Raw genomic sequence first — 23,152 nt, 5'->3', positions numbered from 1 at the left:
AAAATATAGATTAATTTATCTAATTAAATTAACATAAAAATATGTTTGCATTATTTTTAAAAAGATAAATATGCATTTTTATTATATATTAATGATAAATGTAATTAAATTTTTGTCAAAATAAATTAAATAATAATAGTAGAAATTTTAATTGTAAATTAAAATACATCATGTAAAATAAAAAATTTTTTCCAATGTTTTATATTAAAGATATTTTATAAATGAATATTAACAATAATAATTTTATATTTTTTTGATTTTTATGCATAGACGTAATCTTAAAAAAATACTTTTTTAAAGAATCACGTTTTCAAATAATAAGAATTTTTTTTAGGTATTTAAGTAAATATGGGTAAAACACTTGTCATTGTTGAGTCACCATCAAAAGCTAAAACAATTAACAAATATCTTAGTAATGACTATATAGTAAAATCTAGTATTGGCCATATTAGAGATTTACCAAAAAGTAATCATACTAGTTTCAAAAATAACAAGGTTCTTTTAAGTGGAAAAAAATATAAAAAAAATAAATTAGATAAACAAGCATCTATTATAAATAGTATGGGTATTAATCCTTACAGTGGTTGGCAAGCTAATTATCAGATTATTCCTGGCAAAGAAAAAATTGTTGCAGAATTAAAAAAATTAGCTGCAAAAGTTGACCGTATTTATCTTGCTACTGATCTTGATCGCGAAGGTGAAGCTATTGCATGGCATTTACGAGAAGTTATTGGTGGAAGCGATAATCGATTCAGTCGTATAATATTTAATGAAATTACACAAAATAAAATTTTAGAGGCTTTTCAAAATCCCATTAAATTAAATATTAATAAAGTCAACGCTCAGCAAGCACGCCGTTTTATGGACCGTATTGTAGGTTATATGCTTTCTCCATTGTTATGGAAAAAAATTGCTCGTGGTTTATCTGCTGGAAGAGTTCAATCTGTAACTGTACAACTATTAGTAGAACGAGAACGTAAAATTAAGAAATTTATTCCTAAGGAATATTGGAAACTAAAAGCTGATTTTAAAACTTTAAATCACGAAAAAATTCAGATGAATATTACTCATTTTGATGAAGATATTTTTTATCTTGCTAATAAAGGGGATATCTCCCATAATATTGAGATATTGGAAAAGCTTATTTATAAAATTACTAATTATGAGAAAAAAGTAATAAATTTTACTCCTCCTGCTCCTTATATTACTTCAACATTACAGCAAGCAGCCAATGTACATTTAGGTTATAGTGTAAAGAAAACTATGTTGGTTGCACAACGTTTATATGAAGCTGGTTATATTACTTATATGCGTACCGATTCTACTAATATAAATCAGAAAGCTTTAGAAGATGTTAGAAATTATATAAAAAAAGAATTTGGTGAAAAATACATTCCAAAATGTGCCATTATATATAATAATAAAAAGAACTCTCAAGAAGCTCATGAAGCAATTAGACCATCAAATATTGAATTACTTTCAGAAAGTTTAGAAAAAATGGAATCAGATGCAATAAAGTTGTATCAATTAATATGGAATCAATTTATTGCTTGTCAAATGGTATCGGCGCAATATGAATCAATAACTTTAATAGCGAAAGCAGGTAAATATACATTAAAATCTAAAGGTAGAGTATTAAATTTTGATGGTTGGACAAAATTAATACCTAATAAAATATATGAATATATGCTACCTGATTGCAAGGTAAATGATACTATATATCTTGAGAAGCTAATTCCAAGCCAGCATTTTACTAAACCTTTATCACGTTTCAATGAAGCATCTTTGGTAAAAGAGTTAGAAAAACTTGGTATAGGTCGTCCATCAACTTATGCTACAATAATATCTACTATTCAAGAACGTGGTTATGTACGTATTGATAATCATCGTTTTTATGTTGAAAAGATAGGAGAGATTGTTTCTGATTCTTTACAAAAAAATTTTGATGAATTGATGAGTTATAATTTTACTGCTCATATGGAAAATATTCTTGATCAAATTGCTAACAACCAAGCAGAATGGAAAAAAGTGCTAGATATATTTTTCAATAATTTTATTAATCGTCTTAGTATAGCTGAAAAATCGCCAGAAGAAGGAGGTATGCAATTAAATAATATGTTATTAATTTCAATTCATTGTTCAGTATGTGGTCGTAAAATGGGTATTCGTACGGGCAGTACTGGAGTATTTTTAGGATGTTCTGGATATTCTTTATCATTAAAAGATCGTTGCAAACAAACTATTAATTTAATATTAGAAAATGAAATAATTAATATATTAAAAGAAGAGTATAATGAAACTAATGTTCTTATTGCATGTAAGCGATGTGATAAATGTAATACAGCTATGGATAGTTATATTACTATTGATAGTAAATATAAAATATGCATATGTGGTAACAATCCAAAATGTGATGTATATTCAATAGAAGAGGGTCAATTTTATAATCAAGAAAACAATAAATTAATTATAGATTGTGATAAATGTAGTTCAAGGATGAATTTTAAAATAGGACGTTTTGGTAAATATATGAGTTGTAGTAATTGTAAAAATATTAGAAAAATCTTAAAAAATGGAAACATAGCTCCACCAAACGAAGATCCAATTCCATTCCCGGAATTACTTTGTGAGAAATCAAATGATTATTTTGTATTACGTAATAGTGTCACTGGAGTATTTTTTTCAGCAAGTACTTTTCCTAAATCTCGTGAGACTAGAGCACCTTTAGTAGAAGAATTAAAACGTTTTAGCGAACGGTTGCCTAAAAATTTAAAATATCTTGCTGAAGGACCATCTACTGATGCAGAAGGCAACAAAACCATGATACGATATAATCATAATACAAAAAAACAATATATAGTTTCTAAGAAAAAAGGTAAAGTAACTAATTGGATTGCTTTCTATACTAATGGAAAATGGCAAAAAACTAAAAATTAATTGCTTCAGTACCAAAAATAATTATTAACTCCATTTTATATTAATTAATGTAAAGGTATGTTGTGTGTTTACACCATACATAATACATTAATATTAATATTATTTCTAATAAATTGATTGTAGCATTATTTCTAATAAATGTTATTTTTTCTAATTTATATCAGGCAATAATATGTCAATCAGGAATGTGGTTCTATATATTACTGGGATAAACTAACTATGAAATTACAGCAGCTCCGCTATATCGTCGAGGTAGTTAATCATAACCTTAATGTTTCTTCGACTGCAGAAGGACTCTATACTTCACAACCTGGTATTAGTAAGCAAGTGCGGATGCTGGAAGATGAATTAGGGGTACAAATTTTTGCACGTAGTGGAAAACATTTAACTAAAGTTACTTTTGCAGGAGAAGAGATTATACGTATTGCTCGTGAAATATTATCTAAAGTTGATGCAATCAAATCAGTTGCTGGAGAATATACGTGGCCAGATAAAGGATCTTTATATATAGCTACTACACATACTCAGGCGCGTTATGCTTTACCTATGGTAATTAAAAGTTTTATTGAACGCTATCCATTTGTATCATTACATATGCACCAAGGTTCACCAACACAGATTGTAGAAGCGGTATCTAAAGGAACAGCTGATTTTGCTATTGCTACTGAAGCATTACATTTATATGAAGATTTGGTGATGCTGCCTTGTTATCATTGGAATAGAGCTATCATTGTAACTGCAAATCATCCTTTAGCAGAAAAAAAAGAAATCACTGTTAATGAATTAGCTGAATTTCCGCTAGTAACTTACACGTTTGGTTTTACTGGACGTTCAGAATTAGATATTGCATTTAAACGTATAGGATTAGTACCGCGTATTATTTTTACCGCTACTGATGCTGATGTTATTAAAACATATGTTAGATTAGGTTTAGGAGTAGGTGTTATTGCAAGTATGGCTATTGATCCAATATCCGATTCAGATTTAATAAGAATAGAAGCTTCTAAGATTTTTACAAATAGTACTACAAAAATAGGTTTTCGTCGTAGTACTTTTTTAAGAAGTTACATGTACGATTTTATACAACGTTTTGCTCCTCATTTAACTAGGGATGTAGTTGATAACGCGGTATCCTTACGTTCTAATGATGATATAGAAATGATGTTAAAAGAAAAAATTTTACCATTTAAATAGTATAAATTTCGTTTAACTATTTTTAATAAATTATTTTTTACTATAAAATAATAAATTAGTTTACAGCAATTATTTCTAATAACCATTATTTACAACTAGCTTTTTGTATAAAAAGCTAGTTGTATGTCTTATTATTAATGATATTGTATAATGTTATATTAAAATAGTATTAATTAATTTTTATTATTTTTTATAATATAAATAATTGTTTTTTATAAAATTTAAATTTATCATGAATAATAATAGTACATAATTTTTCTTGGTTCTTAATTAGCCTGATTTTAGGTTAGCTTAATATAAATCTTATAATATTAATATTATAAAAAATTATAAGCCTCAAGGAGTACTTCATGTCATTAACTTTAAGAGAAAATAGTCAAGAAATAATATCTATAAGGGGGAAAAAATATAATATTTTTAGTCTATCTTTTATTTCAGAAAATTTTGGTAATATTGATAAACTTCCTAAATCTTTAAAAATAATTTTAGAGAATGTATTGCGAGGACAAGATAACAAGTACAATACAGTAAAAGACATTCAAGCATTGATCGATTGGCAAAAACATGCGCATATTGAACATGAAATTTATTATCGTCCAGTTAGAATACTTATGCAAGATTTTACTGGAGTACCAGCTATTGTTGATTTAGCAACAATGCGCGAAGCCGTTAAAAAATTAGGAGGCAATGTAAAAAAAATCAATCCATCTATTCCCGTCGATTTAGTAATAGATCATTCAATTACAGTAGATTATTTTGGTACTAAAAATGCTTTAAGAAAAAATACTCAATTAGAAATAGATCGCAATTATGAACGTTATAAATTCTTACGTTGGGGTCAAAAAACTTTTAATAATTTTCGTGTGGTACCTCCAGGTACTGGTATTTGTCATCAAGTTAACCTTGAATATTTAGGTAAAACTATTTGGTATGAAACAATAAATCATAAAAATTTTGCATGGCCAGATACAGTAATAGGAACTGACTCCCATACTACTATGATTAATGCTCTTGGAATATTAGGATGGGGCATGGGCGGAATTGAAGCTGAAGCAGCAATGTTAGGTCAACCGATATCAATGCTCATTCCAGATGTAATTGGATTTAAACTTATTGGAAAACTTAAATCTGGAATTAATGCAACTGATTTAGTACTAACTATAACACAAATGCTTAGACATTATGGAGTAGTAAATAAGTTTGTTGAATTTTATGGAGATGGTTTATCAAACTTATCTTTAGCAGATCGTAGTACAATATCAAATATGGCACCTGAATATGGAGCTACATGTGGTTTCTTTCCAATTGATAAAGTTACTCTTGATTATTTAAAATTAACTGGGCGTGATAAAGAACATATCTCATTAATAGAAACATATACAAAAAAACAAGGAATGTGGCGAAAAGATGGAGATGAACCTATTTTTAGCAGTACATTAAGTCTTGATATGAATGGAGTTAAATCAAGTATAGCTGGTCCAAAACGACCACAAGACCGCATTTTAATAAATGATATTCCTTCGATATTTTATGAAAATCGAAATACCAATAATTTATCTAATAAATATTGCAAAAATATAGAATATAAAGATAGTGTAACTGGATTAAAACATTTTTTATCAAATGGTTCAGTAGTTATCAGTTCTATTACTTCTTGCACTAATACTTCTAATCCTAATGTATTAATAGCAGCTGGCTTATTAGCAAAAAAAGCAGTTAAATTTGGATTAAAACAAAAACCTTGGGTGAAAACTTCTTTATCACCAGGATCAAAAGTTGTATCAAATTATTTAGATAAATTAAATCTTTTATATTATCTTGAACAATTGGGTTTTAATATAGTAGGTTATGGATGTATGACATGTATAGGCAATTCAGGACCATTAAATAAAGAAATTGAGTTGGCTATATTAAAAAATAATTTAAATGTTAGTGCAGTGTTATCTGGCAATAGAAATTTTGAAGGAAGAATTCATCCATTGGTTAAAGCTAATTGGCTAGCATCACCTCCTTTAGTAGTAGCTTACTCAATAGCTGGAAATATAAAAATAAATTTATATAATGATCCTATCGGCAATGATAATTATGGTAATAATATTTTCTTAAAAGATATTTGGCCATCTATGGAAGAAATTACTAATGCAACACACAAGATAAAAAGTGAAATGTTTTGCAAGGAATATAAAAAAGTATTTATTGGTAACAAAGAATGGAAAAATATCAAAGTAAATGAAAATGTTACTTATGAATGGAATGCAAATTCCACATATATACGTCCATCTCCATTTTTTGAAAAAATGAAAATACTACCGGAACAAATAAATAATATCAGAAATGCAAGAATATTAGCAATGTTTGGTGATTCTATTACTACTGATCATATATCTCCAGCTGGTAATATTAATAAAAATAGTCCTGCAGGCTGTTATCTTATTGATAATGGAGTTGAAGTACAAAATTTCAATTCTTATGGTTCACGTCGAGGTAATTATGAGGTAATGGTAAGAGGAACTTTTTCTAATATTAGAATTAAAAATGAAATTTTACCAAATATAGAAGGTGGATATACTAAATATTTTCCTAGTGGTGAGCAATTAACAATTTATGATGCAGCAATGAAGTATAAAAAAGAGAATATTCCTTTAATATTAATTGCAGGTAAAGAATATGGATCAGGATCAAGTCGTGATTGGGCAGCAAAAGGACCTTACTTACAAGGTATAAGAGTAGTAATTTCTGAATCTTTTGAAAGAATTCATCGCTCTAATTTAATTGGAATGGGTATTCTACCTTTAGTATTTACCGAAGGTTGTAATAGAAATACTTTAAAAATAAATGGATCAGAATTAATTGATATTATAAATTTATCTAAATTAAAACCTAAATGTATAGTAAAAGTAATAATAAATAGACAAAATCAAGAAAAAGAAGTATTTAATACATACTGCTGCATAGATACTAATAAAGAACTAAAATATTATTATCACGGAGGAATTTTAAATTATACTATACGTAAAATGATGGATTAATGTATGTTAAGATTTTGGTAGTAAATGTCCCATTTTTTCTGCTTTTGTATTAAGATAACATGCATTTTTAGGATTTCTACCAACAACCAACGGTACTCGTTCAATAATATTAATTCCAGATTTTTTCAATATTTCTACTTTTCTAGGGTTGTTGGTTAGCAATCTTACTTTATTAATATCTAGTAGTTTAAACATATCTGCACAAAGTGTAAAATCTCTTTCGTCTGCATTAAAACCTAAATTATAATTAGCTTCTACAGTATCACAACCTTTATCCTGTAATTCATAGGCAAGAATTTTATTTAGTAAACCAATATTTCTACCTTCTTGACGATGATATAACAAAACACCCATGTTTTCTTCAACGATTGCCTTTAATGCTGCTGTTAATTGAAAACCACAATCACAACGAACACTAAAAAATGCATCTCCGGTTAAACATTCTGAATGTATCCTAGCCAATATTGGATTTTTATTGTTAATATTACCAAATACTAATGCAATATGATTATTACCTGTTCTTAACTCTTCGAAACCCACTATAATAAAATCTCCCCATATTGTTGGTAATTTAGCTTGTGCTGTTCGTTTAAGTTGCATTTTATTCTCCAAAATATTTAGAAATATAATATTGGTATAATAATTTACCTATTATTTTAATTAATGACAATTTCCTAATTTCGATAGGATACATTAGTTTAGTATTAATTTCATTTTATTAATTGATTTATTATTAATATAATCTTTATTAAATTAAAATTTTTAATTATTCAAAAACTTATTTTATTATTCCAATTAAAAGGAAAAAAGGTGTTTAAAATTTTACGCCATACTACTCTAGGAATGTTATTATTATCAATAATGCCATTAACATTTTGGTTATCAGAATGGCATTGGAATCCTTGTAAAAATGATATAAATTTACTGTGGTTATTTATAATCATGCAAACTGTAAATAGTCCATGGGTCATTTTAACTAATGTATTACTAAGTATTTTGATGTTTAAGTGCTTACCGTCTAAAGCAAATGTTTTATTAATATTAATTTTCATAATTAATATTACCATTGTTGCTGGTCAACAGATTAAATCTTTTATAAAATATAACACCAAAGAACCTCGTCCTTATGTAATATGGTTAGAAAGTAATTATGGAATAAATAGTCAAAAATTTTATCAATTAAAGATTGAAGAACGTAGAAAAAAAATAGTGGATTTAAATATTTCTAATAAAACCGTACCTATTTGGCTTAAACAACACTGGATACATGAAACCGATTTCTCTTTTCCATCAGGACATACTATTTTTGTCAGTTCTTGGGCATTACTAGTAATGTATTTTTTATGGCCTTACAGATATTATAAAACAATTTTAATTGTATTGATTTGGGCATATATTATTATGGCAAGTCGACTATTATTCGGTATGCATTGGGTACAAGATCTAGTAGTAGCAAATATATTATCCTGGATTTTAGTTAATTTAATGATTTATTCGATAAATTATTTAATACTGATAAATAGAAAACAATAAATCAATTTAATTGATTATCTTTATTTAAAAAAAAAGATTAAAAACAAGAAAATTTACATTATTTTGATTAATAAAAATAATTTTTAAAAAGAGATAAATACACTTTGTTAATTCTAATTTTATAAGTTTTAATAATTCAAATTAAGTATTCTAAATATATAATTAAGTTAACATAAATAACCTTTTTTAAAGGTTATACAAAGAAATATTTATGCTAAATGTTTACGGTAATTACCAACTAGATTGGTAGATCGAATATAATGATCATTATATTCGATCATTTTAAATGATTGGACGTGCTACTATAACACGTGTATCTAAGCATACTTTATCAATCATTACATTTATAACATCAGTAACACGGTATAAAATTTTACCTTTAACTTTTAAAGTTCCATGTTCTTGATTGCATATGAGTTCATCACGTACCATATGAATAAAAGAGTAAGGAATAAACGCTATAGCTCCATTATCTAAAAGCTTTACTCTCATACCCTTACGTGATAGATAAATAATTTCAGTGATAAATTTATGATTAGTATCAGCAAATTTTGAAAGATAAGAAGCATATAACCAATCCCCAATATCCTTTTCTGCCATACGATTTAATCGTTTACGTTCACTAATTTTTATAATTAATGTACTATCAGGACATGCAACTTTATTTCCAAGAATAATTGCTTTTAATAATCTATGATTTACCATATCACTAAATTTACGCATAGGCGAAGTCCAAGTTGCATAATTTTCAATACCCAAACCAAAATGAGGTCCTGGTTTAGTACTAATTTCAGCAAATGATTGGAAGCGTCTTAATCTATGATTTAGAAATTGTGTAGGCTGATTGTCTAATTGACGACGCAATGATCGAAAACCTTCTAAAGTAGCAATAGTCTTAGCATCAACTACAATTCCATGTGTTGCTAAAACTGCAACAGCTTGTTCAATATTAGCCAAATCAAAACCTGAATGTACATTATAAATACCAAAACCTAACTTTTCACATAAAATCTTACCTGCACATATATTAGCAACAATCATAGATTCTTCAACAATATGGTTAGCAATACGACGTTTTTCAGAAATAATTTCTAATATCTCACCTCTATTACCAATTAAAAATTTATAATCTGGACGATCTTGAAATATTAGTGCATAATTTTTTCTCCACTTAATACGTATTAAACATAAACGGTATAATAAACGAATTTGATTAGCAATGTTTATGTTCATTGGCTGCCATGTACCAATATTTTCTAACCAATCAGAAACTTCATTGTAAGCTAATTTAGCTTTAGATTTTATCCATGCAGAAAAGAAATTAATATCTAATAATTTACCTTCATTTGTTATGATAACACTACAAGCAAGTACAGGACGTCTAATATGAGGACGTAAAGAACAGATATCATCAGAAAGTTGACGTGGTAACATAGGTATATTAAATCCTGGTAAGTAATTAGTAAATCCACGTTGAGCAGCAACAATATCTAATTGACTACCTTCAGGAACATAAGAAGTAGGATCAGCAATAGCAACAGTAAGCTTTAAATTACCGTTAGGTAGTTCTTGTACATAAAGTGCATCATCCATATCTTCAGTAGTAATATTATCAATTGTAATAAAATCTAGATCTGCTAAATCCTTACGTTTTAAGTTTTCGTTAATCATTTCACCTAAATCAATATTTGGTGCTTCACGTTCAAGATTATGACGTGATAAAGTAACCCACCATGGAGCATATTGATCGTTAGCTTTGACTATAAAATCAATGATTTCTGCACAAAAATTTCTGTTATCTCTTAATGGATGTGAACACATTTTAGCTACTGCCCAATCACCATCTTGAAAGACATATTTCACATTATTTATGTTATTACAAGGAATTACTTCATTTAAAAAAGGATTGTCTGGAATTATTGAAATAAAATTGTTTTTTTTGTATATACGCCCTACAAATCGATTTAAAAATGGTTCAATTAATTTTTTTGGATTTGCGAATTCCCGCTCTTTATAATTGCATATAGTTGCGATTATTCTATCACCATGCATTACTTTTTTCATTTGAACAGGAGAAATAAAATAGCTTTTTTGCTGATTAATTTCTAAAAAACCAAATCCTCTTTCTTTACGTTTGACAATACCTTCAACAAAATTATTTTGTATTTTTAATTTCTTCTTAAGTTGTATAAGTAATGGATTATTTTGGAACATAGTATTTATTATTATAAATAATAGGTAAATTTAATTAAACATATAAAGATATTTTTTATAAAAATTATTTTATATATACCTTTATATTATAAGACTATTCAGATAATTTCAATCTCACTGGAACTGATTTAGAAGTTGGCGTATAACTATAGTCACCAAAACTATCCATTGGTATCAATACGTTGGTTTCCGGATAATAAGCTGCTAAATTTCCAATAGGAATATTATATGCTACTAATTTAAATTTTTTGATAGAACGTATTATGCCATCATTCCATATCGTTTCTATATCTACATATTGTCCTTCTTTAAATCCTAATGTATTTATATCATTGATATTAATAAATAATATATTTCTTTGTCCATATATACCACGGTAACGATCATCAAAACCATAAATAGTAGTATTATATTGATCATGTGCACGTAATGTTTGTAAAGTAAATTGAACCTCTAAATCTAGATTTGCAAATAATGTTTTAGGCAAAACAGCACTACTAAACTGTGCTTTTTTTGATAAGGTATTAAAAATATGTTTTGATGCTTTATTTTTTAAATAAAAACCTTTAAAAACACTAGATTTATTAGTTAATTCAGTAAAACCTGGAATCACTTCAGAAATTTGTTTGCGAATTAAATTATAATCATTTGCTAAATCATTCCATTTTATTTTATCATCACCTAATACTTGATAAGCAAGTTCAGATATGATAGCAATTTCTGAACGTTGTTTTTTGGATAAAGGTTTACATTTACCTTGTGAACTATGCACCATACTAAATGTATCCTCTACTGTAATAAATTGATTTCCATTAATGGTTTTATCTATTTCGGTACGACCAATTGTTGGTAATATTAAGGATTCTTTTCCAGGTACTAGATGACTACGATTTAATTTAGTACTAATATGTACTGTCAATCCACAACGTGAGAAAGCTTGTTTGGCATATATAGAATCAGGTGCAGCTGCAACTAGATTACCGCCTAATGAAATAAACACTCTAATTTTACCTTTTATCATTGCATTTAAAGCTTCAATAGTATTATGACCCTTTGATTGTGGAGGTTTAAATTTAAAATATTTTTCTAATGCATTAAGAAAAATAATATCTGGTTTTTCATTAATACCCATAGTACGATTACCTTGGACATTACTGTGACCTCGTACTGGACATAACCCTGCTCCCTTTCTTCCTATTTGGCCAAATAATAATTGTAAATTAATAATTTCTCTAACTGTATTAACAGAATGTTTATGCTGAGTTATTCCCATGCCCCAAGTACAAATGATTTTTTTTGCATTATAATAGATAGATGCAGCTTCACAAATTTGCTCTTTTGTTAAACCAGACTGTAATAATATTTGATCCCAATTAGTATTATCTATTACTTTGAAATAATCATTAACACCATAAGTTTTATTTTTAATAAAATCAATATCAAAAATACCTCCTTTTTTAAAAATCTTTGTTGACCGATGTTGTTCTAATAAACATTTGACGATACCACGTACTACAGCCATATCACCACCTAGATTTGGTTGATAATATGCAGAATTTATAATTCTATGTAGAGGAGTAATAACTTCAATAGGTTTTCTTGGATCAGAAAAACGTTCTAAGCCACGTTCCCTTAACGTATTAAAAACAACTATCTTTGCACCTTTATCAAATGCACGACGTAAACTATGTAACATTCTTGGATGATTGCTGCCTGGATTCTGTCCAAAAACAAAAATAGCTTCTGAATTATCGAAATCATTTAAATTAACTGTACCTTTAACTACTCCAATACTCAAATTTAGTCCTATACCACTAGCTTCATGACACATATTTGAACAATCAGGAAAATTATTTGTGCCTAGCATACGGCCAAATAATTGATAAATCCAAGCTGCTTCATTGCTAGTCCGTCCTGAAGTATACAGTTCTATTTGATCTGGATGATCCATTGCATTAATGTGTTTTGAAATTAATTGAAAAGCATTTTTCCAACTAATATACTCATAATGATCATTTTGAGAATTGTAGTAAAGCGGCTCAATTAAACGACCTTGATATTCTAAGAAATGATCACTTTGATTACATAAAAATTTTACACTATTTTTAGAAAAAAATGTTCTATCAATAGCTTTATTTGTAATTTCCCAGGCAACTGCTTTTGCACCATTTTCACAAAAATCAAAAGTGCTTTTATTATCTTTTCCCCAAGCACACCCTGGACAATCAAATCCATTATTTTTGTTGATGTTTAGTAAACTACGTATACTTTTAAATCCAGCATGACTGTCAAAAACAAAACGAGCAGTAGATTTTATTGAATCCCATCCACCTGCAGCTGAACTATAAGGTTTAATTTTTTTTTTAAATTTCATAGTTATAATATTGAATCAATTATATGTAATTATTAAAGATTATAGATTGAATCTAAAAAAATTAAATAAAAAATAATAATCACATTTAATTCAAATTTGCATAAAAATGCAAGATAGAATTAATATTTTTATATTATTAAAATATCATAATAGTTCATTTATAGTTGCAATATTAAAACCACCATCAACATATATAGTTTGTCCTGTAATACCACTTGCTAAATCTGAACATAAAAAAGCAGCTGAATTACCTATTTCTTCAATCGTTACTGTACGACGAAGAGGAGTAATTCTTTTATAACATTCTAACATTTTACGAAAGTTTTTTATGCCAGATGCAGCTAAAGTACGAACAGGACCAGCAGAAATAGCATTAACCCTTATTCCTTTATGACCAATTGAATTTGCGATATAACGAACATTTGCCTCTAACGAAGCTTTTGCTAATCCCATTACGTTGTAATTAGGTATTGCTCTTTCAGATCCTAAATAAGATAAAGTTAATAATGCTGAATTTGGATTTAACATTGTTTTGCATTCTTTTACCATAGAAACAAAACTATAACTACTAATTTTATGTGTAATCTTAAATCCTTTATATGTAACAGTATCTACATAATCTCCATTTAATTCATTTTTTGGAGCAAATCCAATAGAATGAACTAAACCATCAAATTTATTCCATATTTTAGACAATGTAACAAATAATAATTGAATATTATTATTGTGAGATACATCACATGGCAAAACAATATCCGAGTTAAAATGTTTAGCTAGGTTTTCAACACGATTTTTTAATTTATTATTTTGATAAGTAAAAGCTAATTCTGCTTTTTGTTTATGCATAGCTTGCGCAATACCGTAGGCAATAGATAATTTATTAGCAATACCAGTAATCAAAATACGTTTGCCACTAAGAAAACTCATAAATTAATCCTTGATTAATTAAATTAATATTTAATGTTCTTATGATATTTATTTGCTTAAATTTTTATATCTTTAAAAATTTAAATGATATGAAAACTTAATCATATAATTTTAGCTATCTTTTATATTAGATATAGTTTTACCTAAATAGTAAAATTAAAAAAATTTAATAGAAAAATAATTAATAAATTAATTAATACTGATAAATTCACTTGTTTTATTAAAAAATATATTTATCCGTTCAACAAAATAAATATTTAAGTAAACATACAAAATGAAATTTTATGTATAATATAAATTATTTAGAAATATAAATTTCAATTAAAGTAATATGATAATTATAATAAATTATAAATATTTAAGTTTAGTAAAAATTTAATTATTACTATAATGCTAGTCTCAATGTTTCTGATTATTCAATTAAAAAAATACATTTAATTATTATTATATTTTAGTGTACTTAATAGTATCAAAAGTATTGAAATATTATATTAATTTACATTCACATAATTCATAGTCACATATTATTATCATTCTATCTTATACTATTCATTAGTAAATATATGCTATATTCATTAATAAAATTATTCAGTACTTAATTGATACATTTTTTGTTTAATTGACAATATTTATCTTATATAAGTTGTTCATCATTACTTTAAAATAGATTTTTTTTAAAAAATTTACTTTTTAAAATTTAAATATATTTCAAAAAGGAATATGTATGTTAATCGGGATACCTAAAGAAAAATTACTAAATGAGTCCCGTGTAGCTGCTACACCAAAGACTGTTAAACAATTAATAAATTTAGGTTTTAGTATCAATATTGAAAATAATGCAGGCAAAAATGCCAATTTTAATAATCAAGAATATATCAATGCAGGAGCTAAAATTACTAACAGTCAAGAAATTTGGACAGTAGATGTTATCTTAAAAATTAATGCACCTGATGATCAAGAAATATCTATGCTAAAAAAAGGAATTATATTAATATGTTTTATTTGGCCTTCTCAAAATAAATCCCTCATTACAAAATTAGCACAAAAAGAAATAACAGTACTTGCTATGGATGCTGTACCTCGTATTTCTCGTGCACAGTCTTTAGATGCACTTAGCTCAATGGCAAATATAGCTGGTTATCGTGCTATAATTGAAGCTGCTTATGAATTTGATAGATTTTTTGGTGGACAAATTACTGCAGCAGGTAAAGTATTACCTGCTAAAGTATTGGTAATTGGTGCAGGTGTAGCTGGCTTAGCGGCTATAAGTGCAGCAAAAAATATGGGTGCTATAGTAAGAGCATTTGATACTCGTCCAGAAGTTAAGGAACAAATACAAAGTTTAGGTGCTGAATTTCTTGAATTAAATTTTGGAGAAAATATCAGTTCTGCTGATGGATATGCTTCAGTAATGTCTAAAGAGTTTATAGAAGCAGAAATGAAATTATTTCATTCTCAAATAAAAGAAGTTGATATCGTAGTAACTACTGCTTTAATTCCAGGTAAAAAAGCACCAAAACTTATTACAAAAGAAATGGTGTTGAATATGAAACAAGGTAGTATAATTGTTGATTTAGCAATACAGTCAGGTGGAAATTGCTCATTAACTATTGCTAATCAAGTGATAAAAACAGATAATGACGTAAAGATTATTGGATATAGTGACCTGACTAGTCGTTTATCAAGTCAATCTTCTCAATTATATGCTACTAATATATTTAATTTAATAAAACTAATATGTAGAGATAAAACAGGTAAAATTGATTTAAACTTTAATGATATAATAGTTCGCAATATTACAATTATTGATAACGGTAAAATAATTTGGCCCGCTCCTCCTATTCAAATTTCTGCTATACCAAAAACAAATGTTGATAACTATCAACAGAAGCAACAAATAAAAACGAGAGATAATCGTTATAAATACGTTTTGACTGTATTATTATCTATGTTATTTATTTATTTAGCTAATAATGCTTCACCGGATCTTTTATCTCATTTTACTATATTTACCCTTTCTTGTATCGTAGGTTATTACATAGTTTGGGATGTTAACCATGCTTTACATACTCCATTAATGTCTGTTACTAATGCTATTTCAGGTATTATTATCATTGGATCAATATTACAAATAGGATGCAATAGCATAATTAATTGTATTTCTTTTTTCGCTATATTAATTTCTAGCGTTAACATATTCGGTGGATTTAATGTGACTCATCGGATGCTAAAAATGTTTCGTAAGGGGTGAATTATGTATAGTGGCTTAGTAACTGCAGCATACATCATTTCTGCAATACTTTTTATTTTTAGTTTAAAGGGTCTTTCAAAACACGAAACTTCCAAACAAGGAAATTTTTTTGGAATTATTGGCATGACTATTGCATTGATTGCAACTGTTTTAATTCAACAAATTATCCATAATACTATCTTAATTTTTATATCTATGGCTATAGGTGGATTAATCGGAATTTTTTTGTCAAAAAAAATTGAAATGACTAAAATGCCAGAATTAATTGCAATTTTGCACAGTTTCGTTGGTTTAGCAGCAGTATTAGTAGGTATCAATAGTTATATGAATTATTCATTTAATTCACTAATTAAAGAAAACAACGTTCATTTAATTGAAATTTTTATTGGTATATTTATTGGTGCTATGACTTTTACCGGTTCCTTAGTAGCATTCGGTAAATTATCTGGAAAAATTCGCTCTCAACCTTTAGTATTACCGCATCATCATAAATTAAATTGTCTGGTATTAGGAATATCTTGTATACTTTTGTTATTATTTATTAACACTAATATTATTAACGTTCAAATTTTCTCATTAATTATAATGACTGCGATAGCATTTTTATTTGGGGGAAACTTAGTATTGTCTATTAGTGGTACTGATATGCCAGTTATAGTTTCTATGTTAAATTCTTATTCTGGCTGGGCTTCAGCTGCTGCAGGATTTATGTTAGGTAATGATCTTTTAATTATTACTGGTTCTTTAGTAGGTTCATCAGGAGCTATTCTTTCTTATATCATGTGTAAAGCAATGAATCGCTCATTGGTGAATGTAATTTCGGGAGGATTACATACTATTAAAACTGATCTTGAAAAAGAAGTTATAAACAGTAAATACCATGAAATTTCAATAGAAGAACTAGTAGATGTTTTAAAAAATTCTACTTCTGTAGTTATCACACCGGGATATGGTATGGCAGTGGCACAAGCTCAACACTCAATAGCAAAAATAACTCAAAAATTACAACAATACGGTATTAAAGTTCTTTTTGGTATTCATCCAGTTGCTGGTCGTTTACCCGGACATATGAATGTTTTGCTTGCAGAAGCACGGGTTCCATATGATATAGTATTGGAAATGGATGAAATTAATGATGATTTTGAAAATACTGATACAGTTTTAGTAATCGGAGCTAATGATACTGTAAATCCATCTGCACAGGATGATCCTAATAGTCCAATTTATGGAATGCCTGTACTAGAAGTATGGAAAGCTCAAAATGTAATAGTTTTCAAAAGATCTATGAATTTAGGTTATGCTGGTATTAATAATCCATTATTTTTTAAAGATAATACATATATGTTATTTGGTGATGCAAAAACCACTACTGAATCCATCTTAAAATTAATATAACTCTAATTTTAAATTTTTAATATGTTATAAAAATTAATTAACTTATGTGCTTATGCTAAAAAAATTTAATAAAATATTATTAGTTTTATATTTAGTATTAATTAAATTTTGCCGATCATTTTATCTGGTTTTACTAAATTATCAAATTCTTCTTCTGTAAGATAACCTAATTCTACTGCGGACATTTTAAGTGTTAAACCTTCTTTATATGCTTTTTTAGCAATTTTTGCTGCTTTATCATATCCAATATGAGTATTAAGTACAGTAACTAGCATTAACGATTCATTTAAAAGTTTGTTAATACGTTCATGCACAGGTTTAATACCTATCGCACAGTAACGATTAAAACTATCAATTCCGTCTGTAATAAGACGAATTGATTGAAGAAAATTATATATTATCATTGGACGAAATACATTCAATTCAAAATTACCCAATGAACCACCTATATTAATAGCAACATCATTACCCATTATTTGACAACAAATCATAGTTATTGCTTCACATTGAGTTGGATTAACTTTTCCTGGCATTATTGAACTTCCCGGCTCATTTTCTGGTATAGTTATTTCACCAATACCACAACGTGGTCCTGATGATAACCATCTTATATCATTAGCAATTTTCATTAATGATACAGCTAGATTTTTTAATGTACCGTGTGAATTTACTATTGCATTAGTACTGCTTAAAGCTTCAAATTTATTTGGTGCACTAATAAATGGTTGTTTAGTTAAATTAGCAATAATTTTAGTAACATTAACTGCATACTCTGGATGAGTATTTAAACCAGTACCAACTGCTGTACCACCTAAAGCAAGTTCACATAAATAAGGGATACTTTGTTCTATGTATGTTAAATTGTTTGCAATCATAGTAACCCAACCAGAAATTTCTTGTCCTAAAGTTAAAGGTATTGCATCTTGTAAATGAGTTCTACCAATTTTTACTATTTTTTTAAATGATTCAGATTTTTCATGTAAAATATTTTTTAGCGTAATTATATTTGGAATCATATGTTCATTAATAGCAATTACTGATGCAATATGCATTGCACTCGGGAAAACATCGTTTGAACTTTGACCTTTATTAACATCATCATTAGGATGTACTAAACGTGATACACCTCTATTGCCTCCAAGAATTTCACTAGCTCTATTAGCTAACACTTCATTCATATTCATATTAGTTTGAGTACCAGAACCAGTTTGCCAAATAACTAACGGAAATTCTTCATTGTGTTTCCCATCCATTACTTCATCAGCTGCTTTAATAATTGATTCTGCAATATTTTTATCTAACAATCCTAAATCATAATTTACTTGTGCAGCAGCACGTTTTACTAAAGCTAATGCATAAATAAATATAACAGGTATTTTTTCTATGGAAATATTAAAATGCTCTAATGAGCGCTGAGTTTGAGCACCCCATAATCTATTATGCGGTACATTTACAGATCCCATTGAGTCTTTTTCTATACGGATTGGTATCACTTATCAATCTCCTAATGAATGTAATATATTTAATAAATTAATATGTTTAATATTTATAATTTTTAATACTTTTTATTTATTTCATATCCTACAATAATATATTATACAAAAAAAATACTTTATTAACATATGATATTAAAATTAAAAAATTCATTAAAAAATTATGAATGGGGTAGTAGGACTTTTTTAAGTAATGCTTATAATATTCATAACCCTCAAAATTTACCTATGGCCGAATTATGGATAGGTATTAACCTTCAGAATCCTTCAAAAGTATATTACAATAATAAAATATCTTTACTTAGTGATGTTCTCAAGAAAGATCCTTATAAATTACTAGGCAATGCAGTAGCAAAATATTTTGGTGCATTGCCTTTTTTATTTAAAATATTATGTATTGAACATCCTTTGTCAATTCAAGTGCATCCAAATAAAATTTTAGCTAAAAAAGGTTTTATAAGGGAAAATATAAAATTAATTCCACTAGATAGTTACAAGCGTAATTATAAAGACAATAATTATAAACCTGAATTAATTTATGCAATGCGTCCTTTTCATGCATTAATTGGTTTTAGAAATTTTTCTGAAATAACTTCATTATTAAATAAAATTATTAATATACATCCTTGTATTAGTTATTTTCAAAGAAATCCAAATAGAGATAATTTATTAAAACTATTAAAATTCCTTTTATTTTTGAAAGGTAAAGAAAAGTTATTAACATTAAATTTATTAAAATCTTGTATTAAATCTTTAACAATTGAACCTTGGAAGACAATTAATGATATAATAATGTATTATCCACAAGATAATGGTTTATTTTTATTTTTATTTCTTAATAATTTTTTTTTAAAAACTGGTGAAGCTGTATTTATACCACCTGGAACACCTCATTCTTATTTAAAAGGTATAGCGGTAGAAGTTTGTGCCAATTCCGATAATGTTATACGTGCAGGTTTGACATCAAAATATGTAGATATATTGGATTTTTTAATAAATATAAAATTTGAAGAAAGTTCTTTAGAAAATTTTTTGATAAGACCAAAAAAATTAAAAAATGAATTACAATTTACAGTTACAGTTAATGATTTTATTTTTGCTATTCATAATTTAAAAGATGAATATCATATTATAAATCAAAATAGCATGGCTATATTGTTTTGTATTGAGGGTAATTTTAGTATTATTAATAACAAAATACACATTACAATGAAATCAGGTGAATCTTATTTTATTTCTGCTGATGAAATGCCAATTACTATTAAAGGAAATGGTTGTTTAGCTCGTGTATTTAATAAGTTTGATTAATAATAAAAATTTAAATCATAATATCAAATTTAATATAATAAAACACCAACTGTATTAGTTTAAATAAAATATTGTAAAAAATTTATATTTTTAATTTGAATCTATATTTATTCTTATAAAAAGAGAAATAATTATTAATTTAATAAAACAGGTAAAATAAATATAATGAAAATAAAAAAAACAACAGATAATGAATTCAATAATATTAATCAACAGAAAACTAAAATCATTCTAAAAAAAACGGCATGGATTGAAGAAAAACAATGCATAGGTTGTAATAAATGTGCTAAGATATGCCCAATTAAAGCAATAATAGGTACTACTCGTGTTGTGCATACAGTAATGAGTGATTTCTGCACTGCATGTAATCTATGTATTGAATCATGTCCTGTTAATTGTATTAAAATCCTTTCTATAAAAATCACAGTGAATTGTACAAAAAGAAACACGAAAAATATTTTCACTAGATTAGATTATATATATAACCATCTATGAATATATCATACTAAAAGGTAGTTAAATTTATTCATGAAACAAATAGTACGTATAGAAATACTTAATCGCTTTGAAAAAAAAAATCCTTATCCTATTACTGAACTTAATTTTTGTTCACCATTTGAACTATTAATATCAACGTTGCTATCTACTCAATCTACTGATGTTATTGTTAATAAAGCTACAAAAAAACTTTATAACAAGGCGAATGATCCTAGAAAATTTTTAGATCTGGGTTTAAATGGTATCAAAAATTATATTAAACCTATTGGTTTATATAATATAAAGGCACTTAATATAATTAAAATTTGTCATATTTTATTAAATAAATACAAAGGAAAAATACCAAATAATAGAATAGAACTAGAAAAATTACCAGGCATTGGTCATAAAACTGCATCCATAATATTGAATACTATTTTTGATCAACCTGAAATTGCAGTAGATACTCATGTTTTTCGCGTATGCAATCGCACTGGTTTTGCACCTGGTAAATATGTTCAACATGTATCAAATAAATTATCAAAGGTAGTACCAATAATTTTTAAAAAACACTGTCATATGTGGATGGTATTACATGGACGTTATATATGTAAAGCTCGAAATCCAAAATGTAATGAGTGCAATATTAAAGATTTATGTAGATATTATGCAATAAAAAATTAATAATGTTTTGTGTTTTATTACTAATTCTAAAATTATTACTTTATAACCAATTAATTAGACAATGGTTTTTCTTTCCACGACAAATTAATGTATATTTATTAAATAATTTATCAGATTTATTAAATATGTAATAGGGATTAGATTGTTTTTTACCATTTATATTTATGGCATAAGAACTAATCATCGTTTTAGCTTGGCTACGTGATGCTGCTAATTTTGCCTTAACTAAGGCTGCTTGTAAATCTTCTAATTCACTAAGAATAATATTAGGAATGCCATCAAAAGCAAGTTGTTTAAAATCAGATTCAGTCATATCAATTATATTGCTAGAAAACAAACTTTGAGTAATTCGTTTTGCACTGATCATACCATTTTTTCCATGAACTAAATTAGTAATTTCTTCTGCTAATATATATTTAGCACTAGGTATTTTACTTATATTTTTATCCTCATATTCCATTCTATTAATTTTAGTAGTGCTAATAGATGTAAAATATTTTAAAAAACGGTAAATATCAGTATCCGCAGTATTAATCCAAAATTGATAAAATTTATATGGACTAGTTTTTTCAGAATCCAACCATATAGTTTCTTTTTCAGTCTTACCAAACTTAGTACCATCAGATTTTGTAATTAAAGGAACAGTTAAACCAAAAACTTGATTTTTATTTAGCTTACGTGTTAAATTAATACCAGATGTAATATTTCCCCATTGATCGGAACCTCCTATTTGTAATGAAACATTATGTAATTTGTTTAAATAAGCAAAATCATAACTTTGTAATAAATTATAAGAAAATTCAGTAAAAGATATACCTTGATCATTACGTTTTATACGTTGTTTTATAGCTTCTTTATTGATCATTTGATTCACAGAAAAATGTTTACCTATTTCTCTTAAAAAAGTTAATACATTAATTTTTTTAAACCAGTCAATATTATTAATAATCAAAGCACTGTTAAATCCACAGTCAAAATTTAAGAATCTTGTAAGTTGTCCTTTTATCTTTTTGATCCATTTTTTTATAATATCATTATCATTAAGTTTACGTTCAGTTGCTTTGAAACTGGGATCACCGATCAAGCCAGTAGCACCTCCAACCAATAAAATTGGTTTATGTCCTAGATTTTGAAAATGTCTTAAACATATTAAAGGTACAAGATGACCTAAATGTAAACTTTCAGCAGTAGGGTCAAATCCGCAATAAACTGATATAGGACCTTCTTGTATTTTTTTTATTATAATATCTTCATTTGTTAATTGACATATCAAGTCTCTATTATGCAAATAACTTATAATGTTGTTTGTACTCATTTACATATCCTAACTAATTAA

Annotated in this window: 15 protein-coding genes; 9 read left to right on the top strand and 6 right to left on the bottom strand. The window is 26.9% G+C overall.

The annotated features are described in order from the left end of the window. The first annotated feature begins 348 nt into the window (after nucleotides 1-348). The 3 genes from topA to acnA all read left to right on the top strand — a co-directional run bounded on the left by topA (nucleotide 349) and on the right by acnA (nucleotide 7,160). Nucleotides 349-2,937, top strand: coding sequence for a type I DNA topoisomerase (gene topA / locus CRV12_RS00905; protein ID WP_136130770.1), 2,589 nt, complete (start codon nucleotides 349-351; stop codon nucleotides 2,935-2,937). Between the two features lie 219 nt (nucleotides 2,938-3,156). After that, the gene (gene cysB / locus CRV12_RS00900; protein ID WP_136130769.1) at nucleotides 3,157-4,131 is read left to right on the top strand and encodes an HTH-type transcriptional regulator CysB; all 975 of its coding nucleotides are present in this window, start codon (nucleotides 3,157-3,159) and stop codon (nucleotides 4,129-4,131) included. Nucleotides 4,132-4,481: 350 nt separating this feature from the next. After that, the gene (acnA, locus tag CRV12_RS00895) at nucleotides 4,482-7,160 is read left to right on the top strand and encodes an aconitate hydratase AcnA (RefSeq protein ID WP_136130768.1); all 2,679 of its coding nucleotides are present in this window, start codon (nucleotides 4,482-4,484) and stop codon (nucleotides 7,158-7,160) included. Nucleotides 7,161-7,166: 6 nt separating this feature from the next. Here the strand turns inward: acnA and ribA are convergent, their stop codons facing one another. After that, nucleotides 7,167-7,760: a GTP cyclohydrolase II gene (gene ribA / locus CRV12_RS00890; protein WP_136130767.1), complete on the bottom strand. Its 594-nt coding sequence runs from the start codon at nucleotides 7,758-7,760 to the stop codon at nucleotides 7,167-7,169. 210 nt (nucleotides 7,761-7,970) lie between these two features. On the opposite strand from ribA, the gene CRV12_RS00885 reads away from it, so the two are divergent. Beyond that, a complete protein-coding gene (locus tag CRV12_RS00885) occupies nucleotides 7,971-8,693 on the top strand; it encodes a phosphatase PAP2 family protein (RefSeq protein WP_136130766.1) in 723 nt (240 codons plus the stop codon). A 282-nt stretch (nucleotides 8,694-8,975) separates the two neighbouring features. Here CRV12_RS00885 and CRV12_RS00880 read toward each other — a convergent pair whose 3' ends face one another. The 3 genes from CRV12_RS00880 to CRV12_RS00870 form a co-directional block, all read right to left on the bottom strand. Beyond that, nucleotides 8,976-10,907, bottom strand: coding sequence for an exoribonuclease II (locus CRV12_RS00880; RefSeq protein WP_136130765.1), 1,932 nt, complete (start codon nucleotides 10,905-10,907; stop codon nucleotides 8,976-8,978). 94 nt (nucleotides 10,908-11,001) lie between these two features. Beyond that, complete coding sequence (locus tag CRV12_RS00875) at nucleotides 11,002-13,281, bottom strand: FdhF/YdeP family oxidoreductase (protein ID WP_136130764.1); 2,280 nt, start codon at nucleotides 13,279-13,281, stop codon at nucleotides 11,002-11,004. Between the two features lie 144 nt (nucleotides 13,282-13,425). Then, nucleotides 13,426-14,208, bottom strand: coding sequence for an SDR family oxidoreductase (locus tag CRV12_RS00870; protein WP_136130763.1), 783 nt, complete (start codon nucleotides 14,206-14,208; stop codon nucleotides 13,426-13,428). A gap of 724 nt (nucleotides 14,209-14,932) precedes the next feature. Here CRV12_RS00870 and CRV12_RS00865 point away from each other — a divergent pair. Then, the gene (locus tag CRV12_RS00865) at nucleotides 14,933-16,459 is read left to right on the top strand and encodes a Re/Si-specific NAD(P)(+) transhydrogenase subunit alpha (RefSeq protein WP_136130762.1); all 1,527 of its coding nucleotides are present in this window, start codon (nucleotides 14,933-14,935) and stop codon (nucleotides 16,457-16,459) included. 3 nt (nucleotides 16,460-16,462) lie between these two features. Continuing rightward, the gene (gene pntB, locus CRV12_RS00860) at nucleotides 16,463-17,854 is read left to right on the top strand and encodes a Re/Si-specific NAD(P)(+) transhydrogenase subunit beta (RefSeq protein ID WP_136130761.1); all 1,392 of its coding nucleotides are present in this window, start codon (nucleotides 16,463-16,465) and stop codon (nucleotides 17,852-17,854) included. Between the two features lie 101 nt (nucleotides 17,855-17,955). Here the strand turns inward: pntB and fumC are convergent, their stop codons facing one another. Then, a complete protein-coding gene (gene fumC, locus CRV12_RS00855; protein ID WP_136130760.1) occupies nucleotides 17,956-19,347 on the bottom strand; it encodes a class II fumarate hydratase in 1,392 nt (463 codons plus the stop codon). 129 nt (nucleotides 19,348-19,476) lie between these two features. Here fumC and manA point away from each other — a divergent pair, with 129 nt between their 5' ends. The 3 genes from manA to nth all read left to right on the top strand — a co-directional run bounded on the left by manA (nucleotide 19,477) and on the right by nth (nucleotide 21,816). Beyond that, nucleotides 19,477-20,655: a mannose-6-phosphate isomerase, class I gene (gene manA / locus CRV12_RS00850; RefSeq protein WP_241973749.1), complete on the top strand. Its 1,179-nt coding sequence runs from the start codon at nucleotides 19,477-19,479 to the stop codon at nucleotides 20,653-20,655. A gap of 156 nt (nucleotides 20,656-20,811) precedes the next feature. Then, nucleotides 20,812-21,150 carry an RnfABCDGE type electron transport complex subunit B gene (locus tag CRV12_RS00845; RefSeq protein WP_337250215.1) on the top strand — a complete coding sequence of 113 codons (339 nt, stop codon included), beginning with the start codon at nucleotides 20,812-20,814 and terminating at the stop codon, nucleotides 21,148-21,150. Nucleotides 21,151-21,183: 33 nt separating this feature from the next. After that, nucleotides 21,184-21,816 carry an endonuclease III gene (gene nth, locus CRV12_RS00840; protein WP_136130758.1) on the top strand — a complete coding sequence of 211 codons (633 nt, stop codon included), beginning with the start codon at nucleotides 21,184-21,186 and terminating at the stop codon, nucleotides 21,814-21,816. 40 nt (nucleotides 21,817-21,856) lie between these two features. Here nth and tyrS read toward each other — a convergent pair whose 3' ends face one another. Beyond that, nucleotides 21,857-23,131, bottom strand: a complete 1,275-nt coding sequence (tyrS, locus tag CRV12_RS00835; RefSeq protein ID WP_136130757.1) for a tyrosine--tRNA ligase — start codon at nucleotides 23,129-23,131, stop codon at nucleotides 21,857-21,859. Nucleotides 23,132-23,152: the final 21 nt, after the last annotated feature.

The organism is Candidatus Pantoea edessiphila, from assembly GCF_002933315.1.
In the GTDB taxonomy this organism is placed as follows: domain Bacteria; phylum Pseudomonadota; class Gammaproteobacteria; order Enterobacterales; family Enterobacteriaceae; genus Pantoea_C.
This window is presented reverse-complemented; position numbering and strand designations above follow the sequence as displayed.